This window comes from Micromonospora sp. NPDC047465, from assembly GCF_040643125.1.
Lineage (GTDB): Bacteria > Actinomycetota > Actinomycetes > Mycobacteriales > Micromonosporaceae > Micromonospora.
Genome location: NZ_JBEYTP010000015.1, coordinates 136969 through 154869, shown reverse-complemented (window position 1 = coordinate 154869; position 17901 = coordinate 136969). Strand labels below are relative to the sequence as shown.

At 73.9% G+C, this 17901-nt stretch carries 16 protein-coding genes and 1 riboswitch; of the genes, 6 read left to right on the top strand and 10 right to left on the bottom strand.

Going from position 1 to position 17901, the window contains the following annotated elements; genetic code table 11:
• Window positions 1–99 precede the first annotated feature (99 nt).
• Entirely contained in the window at window positions 100–1398 is a 1299-nt protein-coding gene (locus ABZ793_RS16520) for an aminotransferase class V-fold PLP-dependent enzyme (RefSeq protein WP_357457586.1), read from the bottom strand.
• Between the two features lie 46 nt (window positions 1399–1444).
• Window positions 1445–1566, bottom strand: a riboswitch (SAM riboswitch).
• 63 nt (window positions 1567–1629) lie between these two features.
• Here ABZ793_RS16520 and ABZ793_RS16515 point away from each other — a divergent pair.
• On the top strand, window positions 1630–3093 hold the full coding sequence (locus ABZ793_RS16515; RefSeq protein WP_357457584.1) for a PrsW family intramembrane metalloprotease: 1464 nt from the start codon (window positions 1630–1632) through the stop codon (window positions 3091–3093).
• Window positions 3094–3189: 96 nt separating this feature from the next.
• On the opposite strand, the gene ABZ793_RS16510 is transcribed toward ABZ793_RS16515, so the two are convergent.
• Together ABZ793_RS16510 and ABZ793_RS16505 are read right to left on the bottom strand one after the other, a co-directional pair.
• Window positions 3190–3357, bottom strand: coding sequence for a hypothetical protein (locus ABZ793_RS16510; protein ID WP_350706900.1), 168 nt, complete (start codon window positions 3355–3357; stop codon window positions 3190–3192).
• A 102-nt stretch (window positions 3358–3459) separates the two neighbouring features.
• Window positions 3460–3798: a co-chaperone GroES gene (locus ABZ793_RS16505; RefSeq protein ID WP_350706902.1), complete on the bottom strand. Its 339-nt coding sequence runs from the start codon at window positions 3796–3798 to the stop codon at window positions 3460–3462.
• A gap of 160 nt (window positions 3799–3958) precedes the next feature.
• Between ABZ793_RS16505 and ABZ793_RS16500 the strand changes: the two genes are divergently transcribed.
• A complete protein-coding gene (locus ABZ793_RS16500) occupies window positions 3959–5257 on the top strand; it encodes an AI-2E family transporter (RefSeq protein WP_357457582.1) in 1299 nt (432 codons plus the stop codon).
• 14 nt (window positions 5258–5271) lie between these two features.
• Here the strand turns inward: ABZ793_RS16500 and ABZ793_RS16495 are convergent, their stop codons facing one another.
• Window positions 5272–7293 (bottom strand): ATP-dependent DNA helicase, encoded by a 2022-nt coding sequence (locus tag ABZ793_RS16495; RefSeq protein WP_357457607.1) that lies wholly within the window; start codon window positions 7291–7293, stop codon window positions 5272–5274.
• A 284-nt stretch (window positions 7294–7577) separates the two neighbouring features.
• Between ABZ793_RS16495 and ABZ793_RS16490 the strand changes: the two genes are divergently transcribed.
• A complete protein-coding gene (locus tag ABZ793_RS16490) occupies window positions 7578–8084 on the top strand; it encodes a DUF402 domain-containing protein (RefSeq protein ID WP_357457580.1) in 507 nt (168 codons plus the stop codon).
• 125 nt (window positions 8085–8209) lie between these two features.
• Here the strand turns inward: ABZ793_RS16490 and sigJ are convergent, their stop codons facing one another.
• Window positions 8210–9175: an RNA polymerase sigma factor SigJ gene (gene sigJ / locus ABZ793_RS16485; protein WP_357457578.1), complete on the bottom strand. Its 966-nt coding sequence runs from the start codon at window positions 9173–9175 to the stop codon at window positions 8210–8212.
• A gap of 391 nt (window positions 9176–9566) precedes the next feature.
• On the opposite strand from sigJ, the gene ABZ793_RS16480 reads away from it, so the two are divergent.
• The 3 genes from ABZ793_RS16480 (at window position 9567) to ABZ793_RS16470 (ending at window position 12281) form a co-directional block, all read left to right on the top strand.
• A complete protein-coding gene (locus ABZ793_RS16480) occupies window positions 9567–10193 on the top strand; it encodes a DUF47 family protein (protein ID WP_350706910.1) in 627 nt (208 codons plus the stop codon).
• Between the two features lie 4 nt (window positions 10194–10197).
• Window positions 10198–11202 (top strand): inorganic phosphate transporter, encoded by a 1005-nt coding sequence (locus tag ABZ793_RS16475; protein ID WP_357457575.1) that lies wholly within the window; start codon window positions 10198–10200, stop codon window positions 11200–11202.
• A 245-nt stretch (window positions 11203–11447) separates the two neighbouring features.
• On the top strand, window positions 11448–12281 hold the full coding sequence (locus tag ABZ793_RS16470; protein WP_357457573.1) for an NUDIX domain-containing protein: 834 nt from the start codon (window positions 11448–11450) through the stop codon (window positions 12279–12281).
• Between the two features lie 167 nt (window positions 12282–12448).
• On the opposite strand, the gene pstB is transcribed toward ABZ793_RS16470, so the two are convergent.
• The 5 genes from pstB to mshD form a co-directional block, all read right to left on the bottom strand.
• Window positions 12449–13225, bottom strand: a complete 777-nt coding sequence (gene pstB, locus ABZ793_RS16465) for a phosphate ABC transporter ATP-binding protein PstB (RefSeq protein ID WP_357457571.1) — start codon at window positions 13223–13225, stop codon at window positions 12449–12451.
• Between the two features lie 20 nt (window positions 13226–13245).
• On the bottom strand, window positions 13246–14328 hold the full coding sequence (gene pstA, locus ABZ793_RS16460; protein WP_357457569.1) for a phosphate ABC transporter permease PstA: 1083 nt from the start codon (window positions 14326–14328) through the stop codon (window positions 13246–13248).
• Complete coding sequence (pstC, locus tag ABZ793_RS16455) at window positions 14325–15416, bottom strand: phosphate ABC transporter permease subunit PstC (protein ID WP_350706922.1); 1092 nt, start codon at window positions 15414–15416, stop codon at window positions 14325–14327. Before pstC ends, pstA begins: the two co-directional genes overlap by 4 nt.
• A gap of 51 nt (window positions 15417–15467) precedes the next feature.
• Window positions 15468–16574 (bottom strand): phosphate ABC transporter substrate-binding protein PstS, encoded by a 1107-nt coding sequence (gene pstS, locus ABZ793_RS16450; protein ID WP_357457567.1) that lies wholly within the window; start codon window positions 16572–16574, stop codon window positions 15468–15470.
• 346 nt (window positions 16575–16920) lie between these two features.
• The gene (mshD, locus tag ABZ793_RS16445) at window positions 16921–17847 is read right to left on the bottom strand and encodes a mycothiol synthase (protein WP_357457565.1); all 927 of its coding nucleotides are present in this window, start codon (window positions 17845–17847) and stop codon (window positions 16921–16923) included.
• Window positions 17848–17901: the final 54 nt, after the last annotated feature.

The window sequence follows — 17901 nt, the reverse complement described above, 5'->3', positions numbered from 1 at the left end:
GGCTGAGGAAGGGGTCGACCAGGACGGTGCGGTCGCCGATGTCGATGCGCCAGGCCGTCGTACCCCACCAGCGGAAGCTGACCGGGCCGCGGCGGTCGTTCAGGCCGCTGCGGCGAGGGCGGCGAGCAGCCGGTCCACGTGTTCCGCCGTGCTGCCCAGGCCGACGCTCGCGCGCAGGGCGGTCGGCGGCAGGTCCCGCCGGCCGCTGCGCGCCGCCGCCTCGGCGAGCAGTCGCCGGGCCAGCGGGTGGGCGCAGAAGAGGCCGTCGCGCACCCCGATGTCGTGGTTGCCGGCCAGGTCCGCCGCCACGTCCGCCGAGTCCCGGCCGGCCACCACGAACGACACGATGCCCACCCGCGGCGCGTCCGGCCCGAAGGTGCGCAGCTCGACCACGTGCGGCAGGGCCGCCAGGCCGCGGCGCAGCCGGGCCAGCAGGGCCTGCTCGGCGTCGTGCAGCGCCGCCCGGTCGGCCCCGGCCAGGGCGCCGCAGACCGCCGCGAGGGCGACCGCGCCGAGCAGATTCGGCGTGCCCGCCTCGTGCCGGGCCGGTCCGGTCGCCCAACGTACGTCGTGGGTGGCCGCGCCGACGTGACCGGTGGCGCCCCCGCCGGCCAGGTACGGCGGCGCGGCGTCCAGCCAGTCCGCCCGCCCGACGAGCACCCCCGCGCCGAACGGCGCGTACAGCTTGTGGCCGGAGACCGCGAGGTAGTCGACGTCGAGGGCGGCGACGTCCACCGGCGCGTGCGGGGCGAGCTGCGCGGCGTCCACGGCGATCCGGGCCCCGTGCCGCCGGGCCACCCGGGCCAGCTCCGCCACCGGCCAGAGCTCGCCGGTCACGTTGCTCGCCCCGGTCACCGCGACGAGCACGGGCGGGCGGTGGTCGGCGCCGGGGCCGCCCCCCGCGCCCGGCCTGCGCAGCTCGGCGAGGGCGGCGTCCAGCGCCCGGACCGCCTCGGCCGGCTCCCGCGGCACCGGCAGCCGGACCGATCCGCGCGGCCAGGGCAGCAGGTTCGCGTGGTGCTCCCCGCCGAAGGTCACCACCGTGGTGCCGGCGGGCAGCACCCGGGCCAGCAGGTTCAGCGCGTCCGTGGTGTTGCGGGTGAAGAGCACGTGGTCGCCGGCGCGGGCGCCGAAGAAGTCGCCGACGGTCTGCCGGGCGCGCTCGTAGGCGAGGGTGCAGCGCCGCGACAGCGCCCCCGCGCCGCGATGCACGCTGGCGTACCAGGGGAGCAGCTCGGCCACCGCGTCGGCGGCGGCCCGCGCGCACGGCGCGGTGGCCGCGTAGTCCAGGTTGACCTGGCCCGGCACGCCGAGCACGTCGAGCGGCCCGGCGGCCGCGGGCGGCGGCGCGGTCCGCGTCGGGTGCGGCGCGGGCGGGGGTACGAGGGTGACGGTCATCGGCCGACCTCCGGGTCCGGGGACCCCGGGTGGGCACACCGGGCGGGGTCCGCGCTTGCCCGGCACGCGGATCGGGCCGGGCCCGGTCATCACCCGGGGCACCCCACCGCGAACCTCGACGAGGGTTGCCGGCCAGCAAGCCGGGGCTTGACGCTGGCGCTCGTGACCTGCCGGCAGCATAGCGCGCGGATGCGCCCGGTCCAGCCGGCCGGGGGTGACTACGCTGACCGCATGGCCGACACCCCGCCCGGCGCACCCCTGCCGTCGTCGCCGACCGTGCCCGCCGTCCCGCCGTCGGGCGCGGCCGCTCCCCGGATGCCGCTGCGCCGGCTGGGCTGGCGGCGGGCCCTGGTGCTGGCCGGGGTCGTCCTGCTGATCGCCGCCTGCGCGGTGTTCATGGTCTTCACGCTCGGCGAGAGCCTCGGCGTGCAGGCGCTGCTGATCGGCCTGGTCGCGGCGATCCTCCCGGTCCCGGTGCTGGTGGGCTGTTTCCTCTGGCTCGACCGGTACGAACCGGAACCGCTGAAATACCTGATCTTCTGCTTCGCCTGGGGCGCGTTCGTCTCGACCGCCGCCTCGCTGACCGTCAACGAGTTCTCGTCCGGCCTTTTCGACGACTGGGGGCTGCCGACCGCGCTGACGGCGGTGCTGGTCGCGCCGTTCATCGAGGAGCTCACCAAGGCGCTCGGGCCGATCCTGCTGCTGATCTTCCGCCGACGGGAGATCTCCGGGATCACCGACGCCCTGGTCTACTGCGGGCTCTCCGCGATCGGGTTCGCCATGGTGGAGAACATCCTCTACCTGGGCGGCTACGGCTACGCCACCGGCGTCGAGCGGTACGGCCCGGCGACCGGCACGCAGCAGGTCATCGCGATCTTCATCGTCCGGATCCTGCTCTTCGGCTTCGCCCACCCGCTGTTCACCTCGATGACCGGGGTCGGGCTGGGCATCGCCGCCCGCACCGCCGACCGGCGCGTCCGGGTGCTCGCCCCGATCGCCGGCCTGCTGCTGGCGATGATGCTGCACGGCCTGTGGAACCTGCTGCCCACGCTCACCCAGGCCACCGGTGAGGCGCTGATCATGCTGTACGGCTTCATCGGCGTGATGGTGCCGATCTTCTTCGGCATGGTCGGGCTGGCCCTGTGGCTGCGGGCCTGGGAGGGGCGGCTCACCGAGCGCACCCTGCCGGACTACGTCCGGGCCGGCTGGCTGACCCCGCCGGAGGTGGCGGCGCTGAGCAGCCTGGGGCGACGGCACGCGGCCCGGGTGTGGGCCAAGCGGGTGGCCGGGGACGCCGGCGTGCGGGCCATGCGCGGCTACCAGTTCGCGGCGACCCGGCTGGCGCTGCTGCGCGACGGCGCGCTGCGCGGCCTGGACCGCAGGCCGGCGGACCGGGAACGGACGGCGCGGGAGGAACGGGAGCTGCTGGAGGCGATCGCCGCGTACCGGTCGTTCTTCGTGGGGAGGGATCCGCAGGCGCCGGCCGGGATCTGGGACGGGCACCGCTACCACCTGCGGTTCCCGGACGGCTCGCAGCGGACGGTCGAGGCGCCGGACGAGCCGGTGGTGCCGATCCCGGTGGTGCTCGCCCCGCCGCCCCCGGCCTTCCCCGCCGGCTACGGGGCCCCCGGCTACGGCCCGCCCGGCTGGCCCGGCGCGCGACCCGCGGGTCCCTGGCCGCCCGGCCACCACTGACTCCGGTCCCCGGCCGCCCGGCCACCACTGACCCGCTCCCGGCCGGCGGTCACCGCTGGGGCGGCGCCCCGGGTCGCTTCCTGGTGGCCCGGGTCGTCAGGTCATCAGGCTGGTGAGGAAGTCGCCGAGGCCCTGCGCCATCGCCATCAGCCCCGCCCCGATCGCCTTGAACATCTCGGCCGCGCCCTCGGGCCGGAACGCCATGAAGTAGATCAGGAACGCGACGCTTCCCCAGAGCAGCAGCTTCTTCACGAATACCGGCATCGTCCCTCCCCAGGGCCGGTGGTGCGGCTGGCTTCCCGGCCGGGAGCGCCGCAAACGACACCGGCGCCCGCAGCCGCGCGCGGCGGGGCGGGCGGGGAGGGCTCAGAGGTAGAGGCCGGTGGAGTTGTCCTCCACGCGCTCGGCGGCCACGGCGTGCACGTCGCGCTCGCGCAGCAGCACGTACCCGCGGCCGTGCAGCTCGACCTCCGAGCGGTCGTCCGGGTCGAACAGGACCCGGTCGCCCGAGACGATGGCGCGGACGTTCGGCCCCACCCCGACAGCGGTGGCCCAGGCGAGCCGCTTGCCCACGGCGGCGGTCGCCGGGATCACGATGCCGGCGGTGGAGCGGCGCTCACCCTCGCTCCCCTCCATCCGCACCAGCACGCGGTCGTGCAGCAGGCGGATCGGCAGGCCGGAGTCGAGATTCTTGTCGGCGGTCACGCCGGAAACGCTACCGTGTCCCGGTCGGGCGGCCGTGAGCGGTTACGCGCCGGGGGCGGGGGGCACTGGGTGGCGGAACTGCCCTACGGTGGCGTGGTCGGACGTATCCTGTCCGCCCACCGGGGCGGGCACGGCCAGGTTCTGAAGCCAGGAGGTGCGCTTGAGCCGCTTCGAGCGGGTACGCGGACGGCTCCGTCGCGCGTACGAGTCGGGCCGGGAATCGGTGCGCCCCCGCCGTACGGACCCGGTCGACGCTTCCGAGCCGGCCGGGGTGGCCTCGCCGGCGTCCCCCGGGCCGGCGGCGGCGCCGTCGGCGACCGTGCTCGGGGCGGAGGCGCCGGCGGCGGTGCACACCTCCACCTCCAGCCGGGACGACGCCGACGTGCCGCACGGGCTGCGGATCGCCGCCGCCTGGTCCTGGCGGCTGATCGTGATCGGCGGCGTCGCCTGGGCGCTGATGAAGATCGTCGGCACCATCAAGATCGTGGTCATCCCGCTGGCGGTCGCGCTGCTGCTCTCGGCGCTGCTCGCGCCGGCCGTCGGCTGGCTGCTGCGGGCCCGCTTCCCCCGCTCGCTGGCGACCGCGGTGGTGCTGGTCGGCGGCCTCGCCGCGGTGATCGGCACGCTGACCCTGGTGGTGAACGAGTTCATCCAGGGCGTGCCGGAGCTGAGCAAGAAGTCGTCGGAGGGCGTCCGGCAGATCCAGGACTGGCTCAAGACGGGCCCGCTGCACCTCTCCGACGGCCAGCTCGACCGCTACATCGAAGAGGGCCAGAAGTGGGTCAACGACAACACCGAGAAGCTCACCAGCGGCGCCCTCTCCACGGCCGCGACGCTGGCCGAGGTGCTGACCGGCACGCTGCTGGTGCTCTTCGCCACCTTCTTCTTCCTGCGTGACGGCAACCGGATCTGGCGCTTCCTGGTCCGGCTGCTGCCGGTGGCCGCCCGCTGGAAGGTCGACGACGCCGGCCGGGCCTCCTGGTCGACCCTGGTCGCCTACGTACGCGCGACCGTGCTGGTCGCCTTCATCGACGCGGTCGGCATCGGCATCTTCCTGGTCGTCTTCGACATCCCGTTCGCCTTCCCGCTCGCCGCGCTGGTCTTCCTCGGGGCGTTCATCCCGATCGTCGGGGCGACCCTGTCGGGCGTCGTCGCGGTCCTGGTCGCGCTGGTCGACAGCGGCCTGGTGACCGCGTTGATCATCCTCGGCGTGGTGATCGGGGTGCAGCAGGTGGAGGGGCACCTCCTCCAGCCGCTGATCATGGGGCGCGCGGTGGCCATCCACCCGCTCGCGGTGATCATCGGGATCGCGGCCGGCGTGGTCCTCGCCGGGATCACCGGCGCGCTCGTCTCGGTGCCGCTGATCGCCGTGCTGAACACGGCCGTCCGCCGGCTCGCCGCCCGCACCGTTCCGGACACCCCACCCGACGCCGTCGTCGTCGCCTCCAAGGCCCCCTGACCCGCCGGGGCGGGTCAGACCTTGGCGAGGCGTTCGAGGGCGCCGCGGGCGACCTCCGGCCGGGTGGTGTACCAGAACGGCGGCAGCGAGCGGCGCAGGAAGGCTCCGTAGCCCCGCGCGGTCTCCAGCCGCGAGTCGAGCACCGCGACCACGCCCTTGTCGCCGGTCGACCGGATCAGCCGCCCCACCCCCTGCGCCAGCCGGACCGCGGCGATCGGCACGCTCACCGCGGCGAAACCGGACCCGCCGTTGGCGTCGACCGCGGCGGCCCGGGCCGCCGCGAGCGGCTCGTCCGGCCGGGGGAAGGGCAGCCGGTCGATGACCACCAGCTGGCAGGAGTCGCCCGGCACGTCGACGCCCTGCCACAGCGACATCACCCCGAACAGGCAGCTCGCCTTCTCCTCCCGGAACCGGCGCACCAGCAGCGGCAGCGCCTCCTCGCCCTGGAGCAGGACGGGCAGGTCGGTCCGCGCGCGCAGCAGCTCCGCCGCCTGCTGCGCGGCCCGTCGCGAGGAGAAGAGGCCGAGCGTACGCCCGCCGAGCGCGGTGACCAGCGCGAGCAGCTCCTCGCCGGCCGCGTCGGGCAGCCCGGAGACGCTGGGCCGGGGCAGGTGCGCGGCGACGTAGAGGATGCCCTGCCGCGCGTAGTCGAACGGCGAGCCGACGTCGAGCGAGCGCCACCCGGGCCCCGACGTCGCCGGCACCCCCGGTGTGCCGGTCGCCGGCCCGGCCCCGGCGGTCGGTGTGGCCCCGGCGCGGCCCGCCTGGTCGGAGCGGCCGGCGGCGCGGGCGGCCAGGGCCGCGGCGGCCGGTGACGGCGGGTCGGCCGGGGGCGCCTCCAGCCCGAGCGCCCGGGCCACCGTGTCGAACCGGCCGCCGAGCGTCAGGGTCGCCGAGGTGGCGACCACCGTGCGCTCGTCGTACAGGTGGGTGGCGAGGGTGCCGGCGACCGACAGCGGCGCGACCACCAGCGCCCGGCGGCCGGTGTTGTCGTTCTTCTCCACCCAGGCCACGTCGTGGTCGGCCTCTTCCAGCAGCCGCTGGGCGGTGGCGGAGAGCTCGTCGAGCACCGCCTTGGCCTGCTGCTTGCGCACCGGATCGGGGTCGTCGGCCTTGATCTCGCCGATGCCGTCGAGCGCCGCCCGGGTGGCCGCGTCGAGCAGGGTGCACGCCTCGCGCAGCGCGGCCGGCAACCCGGAGGTGATCCGCCCGGCCGGCGCCTCCGCCAGCCCGACCGCCAGGGCGTCGCCGGCCGCGGTGAGCGAGTCGGCGGTCTCCGGGCGCAGCAGTGGGCGGGCCCGCTTCGCGGAGCGGTCGATCAGCTCCGGCACCAGCTCGGCCTGGGCGGCCGAGGAGACGCGGTCGGCCAGCTCGTGCGCCTCGTCCACGATGAGCAGCTTGTGCGGCGGCACGATGTGCCGGCCGGCGAGCATGTCCACGGCCAGCAGGCTGTGGTTGGTGACGACGATGTCGGCCTCGCGGGCCCGGGCGCGGGAGGCCTCGGCGAAGCACTCCGCGCCGAACGGGCAGCGGGCCGCGCCGACGCACTCCCGGGCCGGCATGGAGACCAGCCGCCACGCCTGGTCGTCGACGCCCGGGTCCAGCTCGTCCCGGTCGCCGGTGTCGGTCTTCTCCGCCCAGTCGCGCAGCCGCTGGATCTGCTTGCCGAGCCGCCCGGCCTCGCCGAGCCACTTCGTGCCGCCGCCGGGGCGCGCCGCCGGGGCGTCGAAGAGCGTGTCCTCCGGCTCGTCCTCGGTGGAGTTGTCCAGCCGGGCCAGGCAGAGGTAGTGGTGCCGCCCCTTGAGCACGGCGAAGGTGGGCCGGCGGCCGAGCACCGGCTCCACGGCGTCGGCGAGCCGGGGCAGGTCGTGGTCGACCAGTTGGGACTGCAACGCCAGGGTGGCCGTGGAGACCACCACCGGGCCGTCCACGGTCAGCGCCGGGGTGAGGTAGGCCAGCGACTTGCCGGTGCCCGTGCCGGCCTGCACGAGCAGGTGCTCGCGCGCCTGCACGCACTCCTCGATGGCGGTGGCCATCTGCTGCTGGCCCGGGCGCGCGGCGCCGCCGGGCACCGCGCCGACCGCGGCGGCGAGCAGCTCGGCCCCGCTCGGCCGGGAGCCCCGCCGGCGGCCTCCGGTGCGGGGCGAGGGGGCAACGGAACCGGTGGCGAGGCGCGGAGTCACCGTGCGACGGTACCCGCCGGCGGCGACACCGGCCGCGCCGATCCGGGCGTGGCGTCGTCACGGTACGGAATCCCACGGGCCGAGTCCGGTAATTTCCGTGCGGCGACCGATGGGCGGTATCGGTTAGGGTGCGACTCATGCCGAGCGACGTGGTCCGCGTGATCTACCGCAAGTACGACGGCAGCGCCCACCGCGACTACCCGGCCCGCCGGCTGGCCGAGGACGACCTCGGCGTCTGGCTCGGCGTCACCGAGGGCACGAAGTCGGTCTACCACGGCCGGCCGTCGGTCGAGCAGATCCCGTTCGTGCTCCTGGTGCCCCACCAGGGCTGGTGGACCGGCATGTTCAACCCGCCGCCGCGCACCAGCGAGGTCTACTGCGACATCGCCAGCCCGGCCCGCTGGGAGGACGACCACACCGTCCACCTGATCGACCTGGATCTGGACGTGGTGCGCCGCCGGGCCACCGGCGCGGTCGAGCTGCGCGACGAGGACGAGTTCGCCGAGCACCGGGCCCGCTTCGGCTATCCGGACGACGTGGTGACGGAGGCCGAGGCGGCGGCCCGGTGGCTCCTCGGCGCGCTCGGCGACGGCACCGAGCCGTTCGCCACGTCGTACCGGAAGTGGCTCGCCCTGGTGGTCTGAGCCGGCGCGGTCGCCGTGGCCGGGCGCGCCCGAGCGCCGCCACCGACACGGGGCCCACGGGGCACCGACGCGGCGTCCGGGCGTCGGTGACGCGCACCTGGACGTCGCCGCCGCGGCGCCGGGGGTCACCAGCGTGGCGGCCAGCCGTCGTCGGCCCCCAGCGGCGGCACGTCGCGCAGCTTCTCGGGGTTGAGCTGGTGGAAGATCCCGGTCACCCGGCCGCCGTCCACCGCCAGGGCGGCGACCACCCGCAGCGGCCGGCCGTCGGAGTGCACCGTCTCCATCTGCATGCCCAGCACGCCGTTGACGAGCACCGGGCGGGCGCGCACCGTGGCACCGTAGCGGCCGGCCCGGCCGAAGAGGCCCAGGACGAACCGGGCCACCGCGTCGACGCCGACCACCGGGCGGCGGGCCGCCGGGAAGTGACCGCCGCTGTCGCCGATGAGGACCACGCCCGGGGCGAGCACCCGCACCAGCGCGTCCAGGTCGCCCGACTCGACGGCGGCGACGAACGCGGCGACGACCCGGCGCTGCTCGGCCGGGTCGGCGGTGTCCCGGGGCGCGTCGGGCGCCTGCACCGCCCGGCGGGCCCGGGAGGCGAGCTGGCGGGCGGCGGCGTCGGTCGTGCCGAGCGCCTCGGCGATCCGGGGGAAGGGCACGGCGAAGACGTCGTGCAGCACGAAGGCGACCCGCTGCTCCGGCGTGAGCCGTTCCAGCACCACCATGAGCGCCGTGCCGACCTGGTCGGTGCGGACCGCGCGCTCCGCCGGGTCGGGCGCGAAGCCGTCGGTGCGCGGGCCCTGGTCGAGCGGGGTCACCACGGGCTCCGGCAGCCACTGGCCGGGGTACGCCTCCCGCCGCACCCGCGCCGAGCGCAGCACGTCCAGGCAGATCCGGGCGCAGGCGGTGGTCAGCCAGGCGCCGAGGTGCCGGATCTCGGCGCGGGCCGCCGGGTCGGCGAGCGCGGCGGCGTACCGCAGCCAGGTCTCCTGCACGGCGTCCTCGGCCTCGCCACGACTGCCGAGCATCCGGTACGCGACCGCCAGCAGCCGCCCCCGCTCGGCCTCGAACTCCGTCGCCAGATCCCGCACGCGAACCTCCCAGCACCAGCCTTCGCCCATTCTCCCGCCACCCCGACCCATCCACCGTCCCGCCTTGACGGGCGGACGGGGCGGGGCTGGTACGCGGTGCCGGCGGACCGCGAGGGGTACCGCGACCGGGCGGTCGCGCACCTGCTCAGGGAGACGTTCGGCACCCCTCCATCCGGGGTATCCGCCTGCCGGTTTCGACGTCCGGCGGGAACGGGAGCGGCTGCTGGGATCTGAGGGAAACGGCGTAGGTGAACGACAGGTGAACGACCGATGAATGCGGCCTGACCAGGGGGAGGCCGCGGAATTCCCGCTTCCGTCGTTTCCTAGCATTCCCAGTCGGGCATCCCTCCGGGCGGCCGTACCCTTCCACCGACACGACGAGGTCCGTGCTGTGAAGTTTTCCTTCCGCCCGAACGAGGGCGCCTTCTACGAGCTCTTCACCAGGGCCGCGCAGAACCTGGTGAAGGGCACCGAACTGCTCAACGAGCTGGCCCTGCCCGGTGTGGAGGTGCAGTCGGTCAGCGAGCGGCTCACCGAGGTGGAGCACGACAGCGACCAGATCACCCACGAGCTCTACAAGAAGATCAACTCCACCTTCATCACGCCGTTCGACCGGGAGGACATCTACCGGCTCGGCTCGCTGCTGGACGACGTGATGGACCACCTCGAGGCGGTCGGCAACCTGCTCTACCTCTACGGGCTCACCAAGATCCCGTCGCTGCCCCGGGAGATGCACGAGCTGATCAACGTCCTCGACGCGCAGGCGAAGCTGACCGCCGAGGCCATGCCGCGGCTGAAGTCGATGAAGGACCTCGAGGACTACTGGATCGAGTGCAACCGGCTCGAGAACGACGGCGACCAGGCGTACCGGATGCTGCTGGTCCGCCTCTTCTCCGGCGAGTACGACGCACTGACCGTGCTGAAGATGAAGGAGGTCGCCGACGAGCTGGAGGCCGCCTGCGACTCCTTCGAGCACGTGGCGAACACCGTCGAGACCATCGCGGTCAAGGAGTCCTGATCCTGTGAGCCCCGAACTCATCGCCGTGCTGGCGGTGATCGCGGTGGCGTTGGCGTTCGACTACACCAACGGCTTCCACGACGCCGCCAACGCGATCGCGACCAGCATCTCCACCCGGGCGCTCACACCCCGGGTGGCCCTGGCCATGGCGGCGGTCGGCAACTTCATCGGCGCCCACTTCGGCGCCGAGGTGGCCAAGACCGTCGGCAGCGGCCTGGTGAAACTACCCACCGGGCAGGCCAGCCTCGGCATCGTCTTCGCCGGCGTGATCGGCGCGATCGTCTGGAACCTGATCACCTGGTACTTCGGCCTGCCGTCGTCCTCGTCGCACGCGCTGATCGGCGGACTGGTCGGCTCGACCGTCGCCGCGTCCGGCACCGTGCTCTGGAGCGGCATCGGGGAGAGCGTGATCATCCCGATGATCCTCTCGCCGATGGTCGGCTTCCTGCTCGGTTACATCGTCATGATCGCCGTGCAGTGGATCTTCCGGAAGGGGCACCCCGGCAAGCTCAACCGAGGCTTCCGCTGGGCGCAGACCGCGTCGGCCGCCGCGATGTCGGTCGGCCACGGCATGCAGGACGCCGCCAAGACCATCGGCATCGTGGTGCTCGCCCTCTACGTGGGCGGCTACCAGGACGACCCGAGCTTCATCCCGGAGTGGGCGTTCTGGACCTCGGCGGCCGTGCTGGCCGCCGGCACGTACGCCGGTGGGTGGCGGATCATCCGGACGCTCGGCCGGAAGATCATCGACCTGAAGCCGCCGGAGGGCTTCGCGGCCGAGACCGTGGCCAGCTCGGTGCTCTACTTCAACGCGCTGGTCCTCGGCACCCCGATCTCGACCACCCACACGATCACCTCGGCGATCATGGGTGTCGGCGCCACCAAGCGGCTCTCCGCCGTGCGGTGGGGCGTGGCCGGCAACATCGTCGGCGCGTGGATCCTCACGTTCCCGGCCGCCGGCTCGATCGGCGCCCTGATGTACTTCCTGGCCCGCCCGCTCTTCAGCTGACGGCTCACCCGGAGGGCCCCCGCCGACCGGCGGGGGCCCTCCGCGCGTCCGGGGATGTCAGGCGTAGTCGACGCCGATCCGGGCGCGGATCCCGTCGAGCAGGGCCCTCCAGGGTGGCCGCGTGCGGGACCAGGGGGCTCTCCGGCAGTGGCCAGGATGCCCCGACGAGTCATGGCGGCCACGCCAGTGCCGGATCACCGGACCGCAGGGCGGGCGATCCACCGGTCGGGAACTAGGCTCGGCGCATGACGATCCACGCCGACGGCTTCCCCGCACCCCCGGCGCTGGTGGAGCACGCCCGCCGGTTCCGCGCCGAGGGCGGCATCCCGGCGGCGCCCCGGGTCGCGGCCACCGTGCTGCTGCTCCGCCCGGCCGGCGACGACTTCGAGGTGTACCTGATCCGGCGGGTCGCCGCGATGGCCTTCGGCGGGATGTACGCCTTCCCCGGCGGTGGGGTCGACCCCTCGGACTCGCAGGCGCACCTGGACTGGGCCGGCCCGACGCCGGCCGGCTGGGCCGAGCGGCTGGGGCAGACCCCGGCGGCCGCCCAGGCGGTGGTCTGCGCCGCCGCCCGCGAGGTGTTCGAGGAGGCCGGGGTCCTGCTCGCCGGCCCCGACGCCGGGACCGTGGTGGGCGACGTGAGCGGCGACGACTGGGAGGCCGACCGGGTGGCGCTGGAGCAGCGCCGGGCCGGCTTCGCGGACCTGCTCGCCCGGCGCGGGCTCACCCTCCGGTCGGACCTGCTGCTGCCGTGGAGCCGGTGGATCACGCCGGAGTTCGAGCCGCGCCGCTTCGACACGTACTTCTTCGTGGCTCTCCTGCCCGAGGGGCAGCGGACCCGGGACGTCTCCGGCGAGGCCGACCACACCCTGTGGATCCGCCCGGCGGACGCCCTGGCCCGGACGGAGGCGGGCGAGCTGACCATGCTGCCGCCGACCCTGGTGACCCTGGCCCAGGTGGCGGCCGGCGGCGACCTGGCCGGCGTCGCCGCGGCGGCGGCGACCCGGGACGCCGCCACCCCGGTCACCCCGCGCCTCGATCTGCCCGACGACGGCGAACCCCGCTTCGTGCTGGCCTGACCGCCGTATCCGCGCCGCCGTGTGCCGGCGCTGCCGTACGCCCTGGTCCGGACCGACGGGACGGGAGTCGGCCGACGGCCGACGCGGTCGGGAGCCGGGCCGCAGACGCCGACGGCGCCCCGCCCGGGACGGGGGACGGGACGCCGGTGGGCGGGGACGGGGCCGGCTCAGCCGAAGCGGCCGGTGATGTAGTCCTCGGTCTTCTTCACCCCGGGGTTGCTGAAGATCTTCTGCGTGTTGTCGTACTCGATCAGGCGGCCCGGGTCGCCGGTCTTCTCGATGGAGAAGAAGGCGGTCCGGTCCGAGACGCGGGCGGCCTGCTGCATGTTGTGCGTGACGATGATGATGGTGAACTTGTCCTTGAGCTGGAACATCAGGTCCTCGATGGCCAGCGTGGAGATCGGGTCGAGCGCCGAGCAGGGCTCGTCCATCAGCACCACCTGCGGCTCGACCGCGATGGTCCGGGCGATGCAGAGCCGCTGCTGCTGACCGCCGGAGAGGCCGGCGCCGGGCCTGCCGAGCCGGTCCTTCACCTCGTCCCAGAGGTTGGCCGAGCGGAGCGCCTTCTCGGCCGCCTCGTCCAGGATCGACTTCTTGCGGACCCCGTTGAGCCGCAGGCCGGCCACCACGTTCTCGAAGATGCTCATGGTGGGGAACGGGTTCGGCCGCTGGAAGACCATGCCGATCATGCGGCGGACGGCGGTGACGTCCACGTCCCGGTCGTAGATGTCCTGGTCGTCGATGGTGAGGCTGCCCTCGACCCGGGCGCCGGGAAGCACCTCGTGCATCCGGTTGATCGACCGGAGGAAGGTGGACTTGCCGCAGCCGGACGGGCCGATCAGGGCGGTCACCGTCTTCGGCTCGACGGTCAGGTTGATGTTCTCGATCGCCTTGAAGGCGCCGTAGTAGGCGGTCACGTTCGAGGCTTCGATGCGCTTGGCCATGGTGGTGGTACCTCCGGGGTTCATCGGCCGAGCCGGTTGCGGCGGGCCAGCAGCTTCGCCGCGACGGTCAGGATCAGCACGAGGGCGACCAGGGTGAGTGCCGCGGTCCACGCCCGCGCCGGCGCGTACCGGGACGCGTCGCCCGCCTGCTGGTAGACGAAGAGGGCCAGCGACGACTGGTTGTTCTCGAACGGGTTGAAGTTGATCGCCGCGCCGCCGCCGGCGACGAGCAGCACCGGGGCGGTCTCGCCGGCCGCGCGGGCGATGGCGAGCATGACGCCGGTGACGATGCCCGGCAGCGCGGTGGGCAGCACGACCCGCAGGATGGTCTTCCACTTCGGCACGCCGAGGGCGTACGCCCCCTCGCGCAGCGGCGCCGGGACGAGACGCAGCATCTCCTCGGTGGAGCGGACCACGGTGGGCAGCATCAGCACGCTCAGCGCGAGCGCGGCGGCGAAGCCGGAGAAGCTCGGCCGGCCGTCGTTGAACCACGGCGAGACGATCAGCACCCAGAACGCCAGCACGAACAGGCCGGCGACGATCGACGGGATGCCCGTCATGACGTCCACGAAGAACCGGATCGCGAAGGCGAACCGGCCCCGGCCGTACTCGACGACGTAGATGGCGCAGAGGATGCCGAGCGGGACGGTGATCAGGGCGGCGATGCCGACCTGCTGCAACGTGCCGACGATCGCGTGGTACGCCCCGCCGTTCGGGTCGCGGGCGCCGATGTTGTTCATCGAGGTGAGGAAGAAGTCGCCGTCCAGCCGTTCGGCGCCCTTGCTGACCAGCGTCCAGACCACCGAGGCCAGCGGCAGGACGGCCAGCACGAACGCGGAGTGGATCAGCGCGCTCCAGGTGCGGTTGCGTGCCGACCGGCGCCCCTCGACCGCGTTCGCCGCGGCGAAGAGGCCGACCAGGTAGAGCACCGCGCCGAGTACCACGACCAGCACCGGGCCGCCGATGCCGGCGCCGTACACGACCGCGGCGGCGACCAGCAGCGCGGCCGCCGCGACGGCCGGTGCGGCGTACTTCGGCAGCCGCCGGGCCTTCAGGGTGGGCGGCTGGGCCGGTGGGCGGGTGCGGGTGACGGTAGTGGTCATGCGGCCGACTCCGTGAACTCCCGGCGGCGGTGGATGATCGCCCGCGCCGTGATGTTGACGATCAGCGTGATGGCGAAGAGCACCAGACCGGAGGCGATCAGCGCGCCCCGACCCGTGTCGTTCGCCTCGCCGAACGTGTTGGCGATGTTGGCGGCGATGGTGTTGCCGCCGCTCTCGATGAGGTTGAACGAGATGTTGAAGGTGATGCCGAGGGTCATCGCCAGGGCGATGGTCTCGCCGAGCGCCCGGCCCAGCCCGAGCATCACCGCGGCGACGATGCCGGGGCGGCCGTACGGCAGCACCGCGGTGCGGATCATCTCCCAGCGGGTGGCGCCGAGGGCGAGGGCGGCCTCCTCGTTGGCGGTCGGGGTCTGCAGGAACACCTCGCGGGAGAGCGACGTGATGATCGGCAGCACCATGATCGCCAGGACCAGCGCGCCCAGCATGATGGACTTCCCGAACGGGCCGTCGCCGCCGAAGATCGGGATCCACCCGAAGTACGTGTTCAGCCAGGTGGAGAAGTCCCGGACCGGGTTGATGAAGACGTCCCGGCCCCAGAGGCCGAAGACCACGCTCGGCACCGCGGCCAGCAGGTCGATCAGGAAGCCCAGCGTGGTGCCGAGCCGGCGCGGCGCGTAGTGGGACAGGTAGAGCGCGATCCCCAGGGCCACCGGCACCGCCATCAGCAGGGCCAGGGCGGAGCTGAGCACGGTGCCGAAGGCGAGCGCCCCGATGCCGAACTTCGGCTCCGCGTCGTTCGGGAACCAGCCCTCGAAGGTCCAGAAGCCCTCGGTGTTGGCCCGTAGCGCCGGCACGGCCTTGGCGATCAGGAAGACCGCGATCGCGGCGATGATGACCAGGACGGCGACGCCGGCGGCCAGGGTGAGGCCCCGGAAGGCGCGCTCTGCGCCGAACGCCCGGGCCCGGGGCAGCGCGCCACCGCCGCCCAGCCCGGCTCCGCCCGGGATACGGGTGCTGACTGGTGGCTCGGCCAGACGCGCCGAGGCACCGGCGGGCCGCTCGTGACCTTCGGTCACGCGGGTCCCGCCGGTGCCGGCGTCGGCCGAGCGCTGAGGGGTTTCACCCATCTGCTCGCTCGCTTCGAGTTGAGGTGGTGGTGATGGTGTCGGTGAGGCGGGTCAGGCGAGGTTCTTGACCGCGGCCTCGACCTTGGTGCGGACCGACTCGGGCAGCGGGGCGTAGCCCAGTTCGGTGAGGTCGGCCTGGCCGGCGGTGCTGGCGGCGTGGCCGAGGAAGCCCTTGACCAGCGGCAGCTTGTCGGCGGGCAGGCCCTTCGAGCAGACGATCTCGTAGGTCACCAGGACGATCGGGTAGGCCCCGGCCTCCTTGGTGTTGTAGTCGATCTTCATCTTGAGGTCGTCGCCCTGGCCGACCACCTCGGCGCCGGCGATGGTCTTACCGGCCGACTCGGCGGTCAGCTCGGCGAACTCGCCGGCACCGTTGCCGATCTTGGCGGTCTTCAGGCCACCGTTCTCGGCGTACGACCACTCGACGTAGCCGATGGTGCCGTCCTGGTTCTTGATGGCGCTGGCCATGCCGTCCGACTTGGCCGCACCGGTGCCGCCCGGGGCCTTCCACTCCTTGGCCTTGCCGAAGGTCCAGTCGGACGCGGCGGTCTTGGCGAGGAAGTCGGTGAAGTTGTCGGTGGTGCCGGAGGAGTCCGAGCGGTGCACCGCGTTGATGGCGGTCGACGGCAGCGTGGCGCCCGGGTTGTCGGCCTTGATGGCCGGGTCGTCCCACTTGGTCACCTTGCCGGCGAAGATCTTCGCCAGGGTGGCCGGCTTGAGCTGGAGGTTGTCCACGCCGTTGACGTTGTAGGCGATGGCGACCGGGCCGATGACCATCGGCAGGTTGATGGCGGCGCCGCCGACGCACTTGGCGTTGGCCTGCGGCTGCTCCTCCTCCTTGAGGGCGGAGTCCGAGCCGGCGAAGTCGGCGGTGCCGGCGATGAAGGCCTGGATGCCGGCGCCCGAGCCGGACGGCTCGTAGTTGATCTTCGCACCGGAGCACTTCTGCTGGTACGCCTTGATCCACTCGTCCATGGCGTTCTTCTGCGCCGACGAGCCCTGGGCGTTCAGCGTGCCGGTGGCGCAGTCGGCGGCGGCGGCCGACCCGGAGGCGGAGGCGCTGCTCGCGGGCTCGTTGTTGTCCGAGCCGCATGCGCTGAGAGCGAGCGTCGCGGTAAGAGCGAGGCAGGCGAGAGTGCCGTGCCGCTGGAGCTTCACCTGAGGGGTTTCCCTTCACGTCTGACTTCGCACCCGGATTGGGGGCCCGGGGCGCCGGCGCTGACCGGCTGGTCCAAAAGTTAGGAGTGCCAGGTAGCCGGTTCGCCGGTCACACATGAACGCGAGGTGAACAGGTGCGGCAGCGCAGGTGACCGCTCGCTGAGGGTGAGTTGTCCGTTAAGTGAACTCAGGTGCCCCTGTCGGAAGTATGGGCATTTTTCCGGTAGGCCGTTATCTCGCCGACGCGCCGCCGTTATCCGCCGGTGACCCACCGGCCCGGCCGCGTCGGTTCCGGGTCCGTCGGTCCGGGTCCGTCGCTGTGGCGGCGGACCCCGGACGGTGTCGGTCAGGCCGACTGGTAGTTCACGTGCGCGGACCAGCGGGCGAAGCCGAGCCGCTCGTAGAGGGCCACCGCGGCGGAGTTCGACTCGTCGACGTAGAGCATGACCCGGTCCAGGCCCCGTCGGTCCCGCAGGTACGCCAGGCCGGCCGCCGTCAGCGCCCGGCCCAGTCCGCCCCGGTGCGTCGCCGGGTCCACCCCGAGGACGTAGACCTCGCCGATCCGGGCCGAGCCGGGGCGCTCGTGGACCTTCGTCCAGTGGAAGCCGACCAGCCGGCCGGTGGCCGCCTCGACGGCGAGCAGGAAGCCGTCCGGGTCGAACCACGGCTCGGCGAGGCGTACCCGCAGGTCGGCGGGGGACCAGCGGCCCTGCTCGGGGTGCTCGGCGAAGGCCCGCGCGTTGAGGGCGAGCCAGGCGTCGTCGTCGTCGCCCGGCCGGAACGCGCGCAGCGTCACCCCGTCGGGCAGTCGGGGCTCGGGGATCGGCGCGGTCAGCGGCCGGCGCAGTTGCCAGAGCACCCGTGCCCGGCGCAGGCCCAGGTCGACGGCGAGCGCGGCGGCGGACGGGTGGTCGCCGTGCGCCCAGACCCGCAGCGGGCCGCCGGCCGCCGCCAGCACGCCTAGGGCCAGCGCCCGTCCCGTCCCGCGCCGCCGGTACGCCGGGTGCACCGCCAGCTCCACGCCGGTCCCGGCCTCGCCGTCGGTGGTGTCCAGGTGGGCGTACCCGGTCAGCGTCCCGTCGGCGGCCCGGGCGGTCAGGTGCACCGCGGCCGCGTCCGGGTCCCGCAGCCGGAGCAGGACGTGCTCGTCGAACGGGTCCGCCCCGTCGGCGTCGCCGGCGGCCCCCGCGAGGGCCAGTACGTCGGCGATCTGCGCGGGGCTGAGGCGGTCGGTCCGGGTCACCTGGTGGCTGGTCGGTGCGGCGCTGGTCATGTCGTCACCGTAGTCCGGTCGGCTGGCCGGTCCCGCCGACCTTCAGCCGGCCCG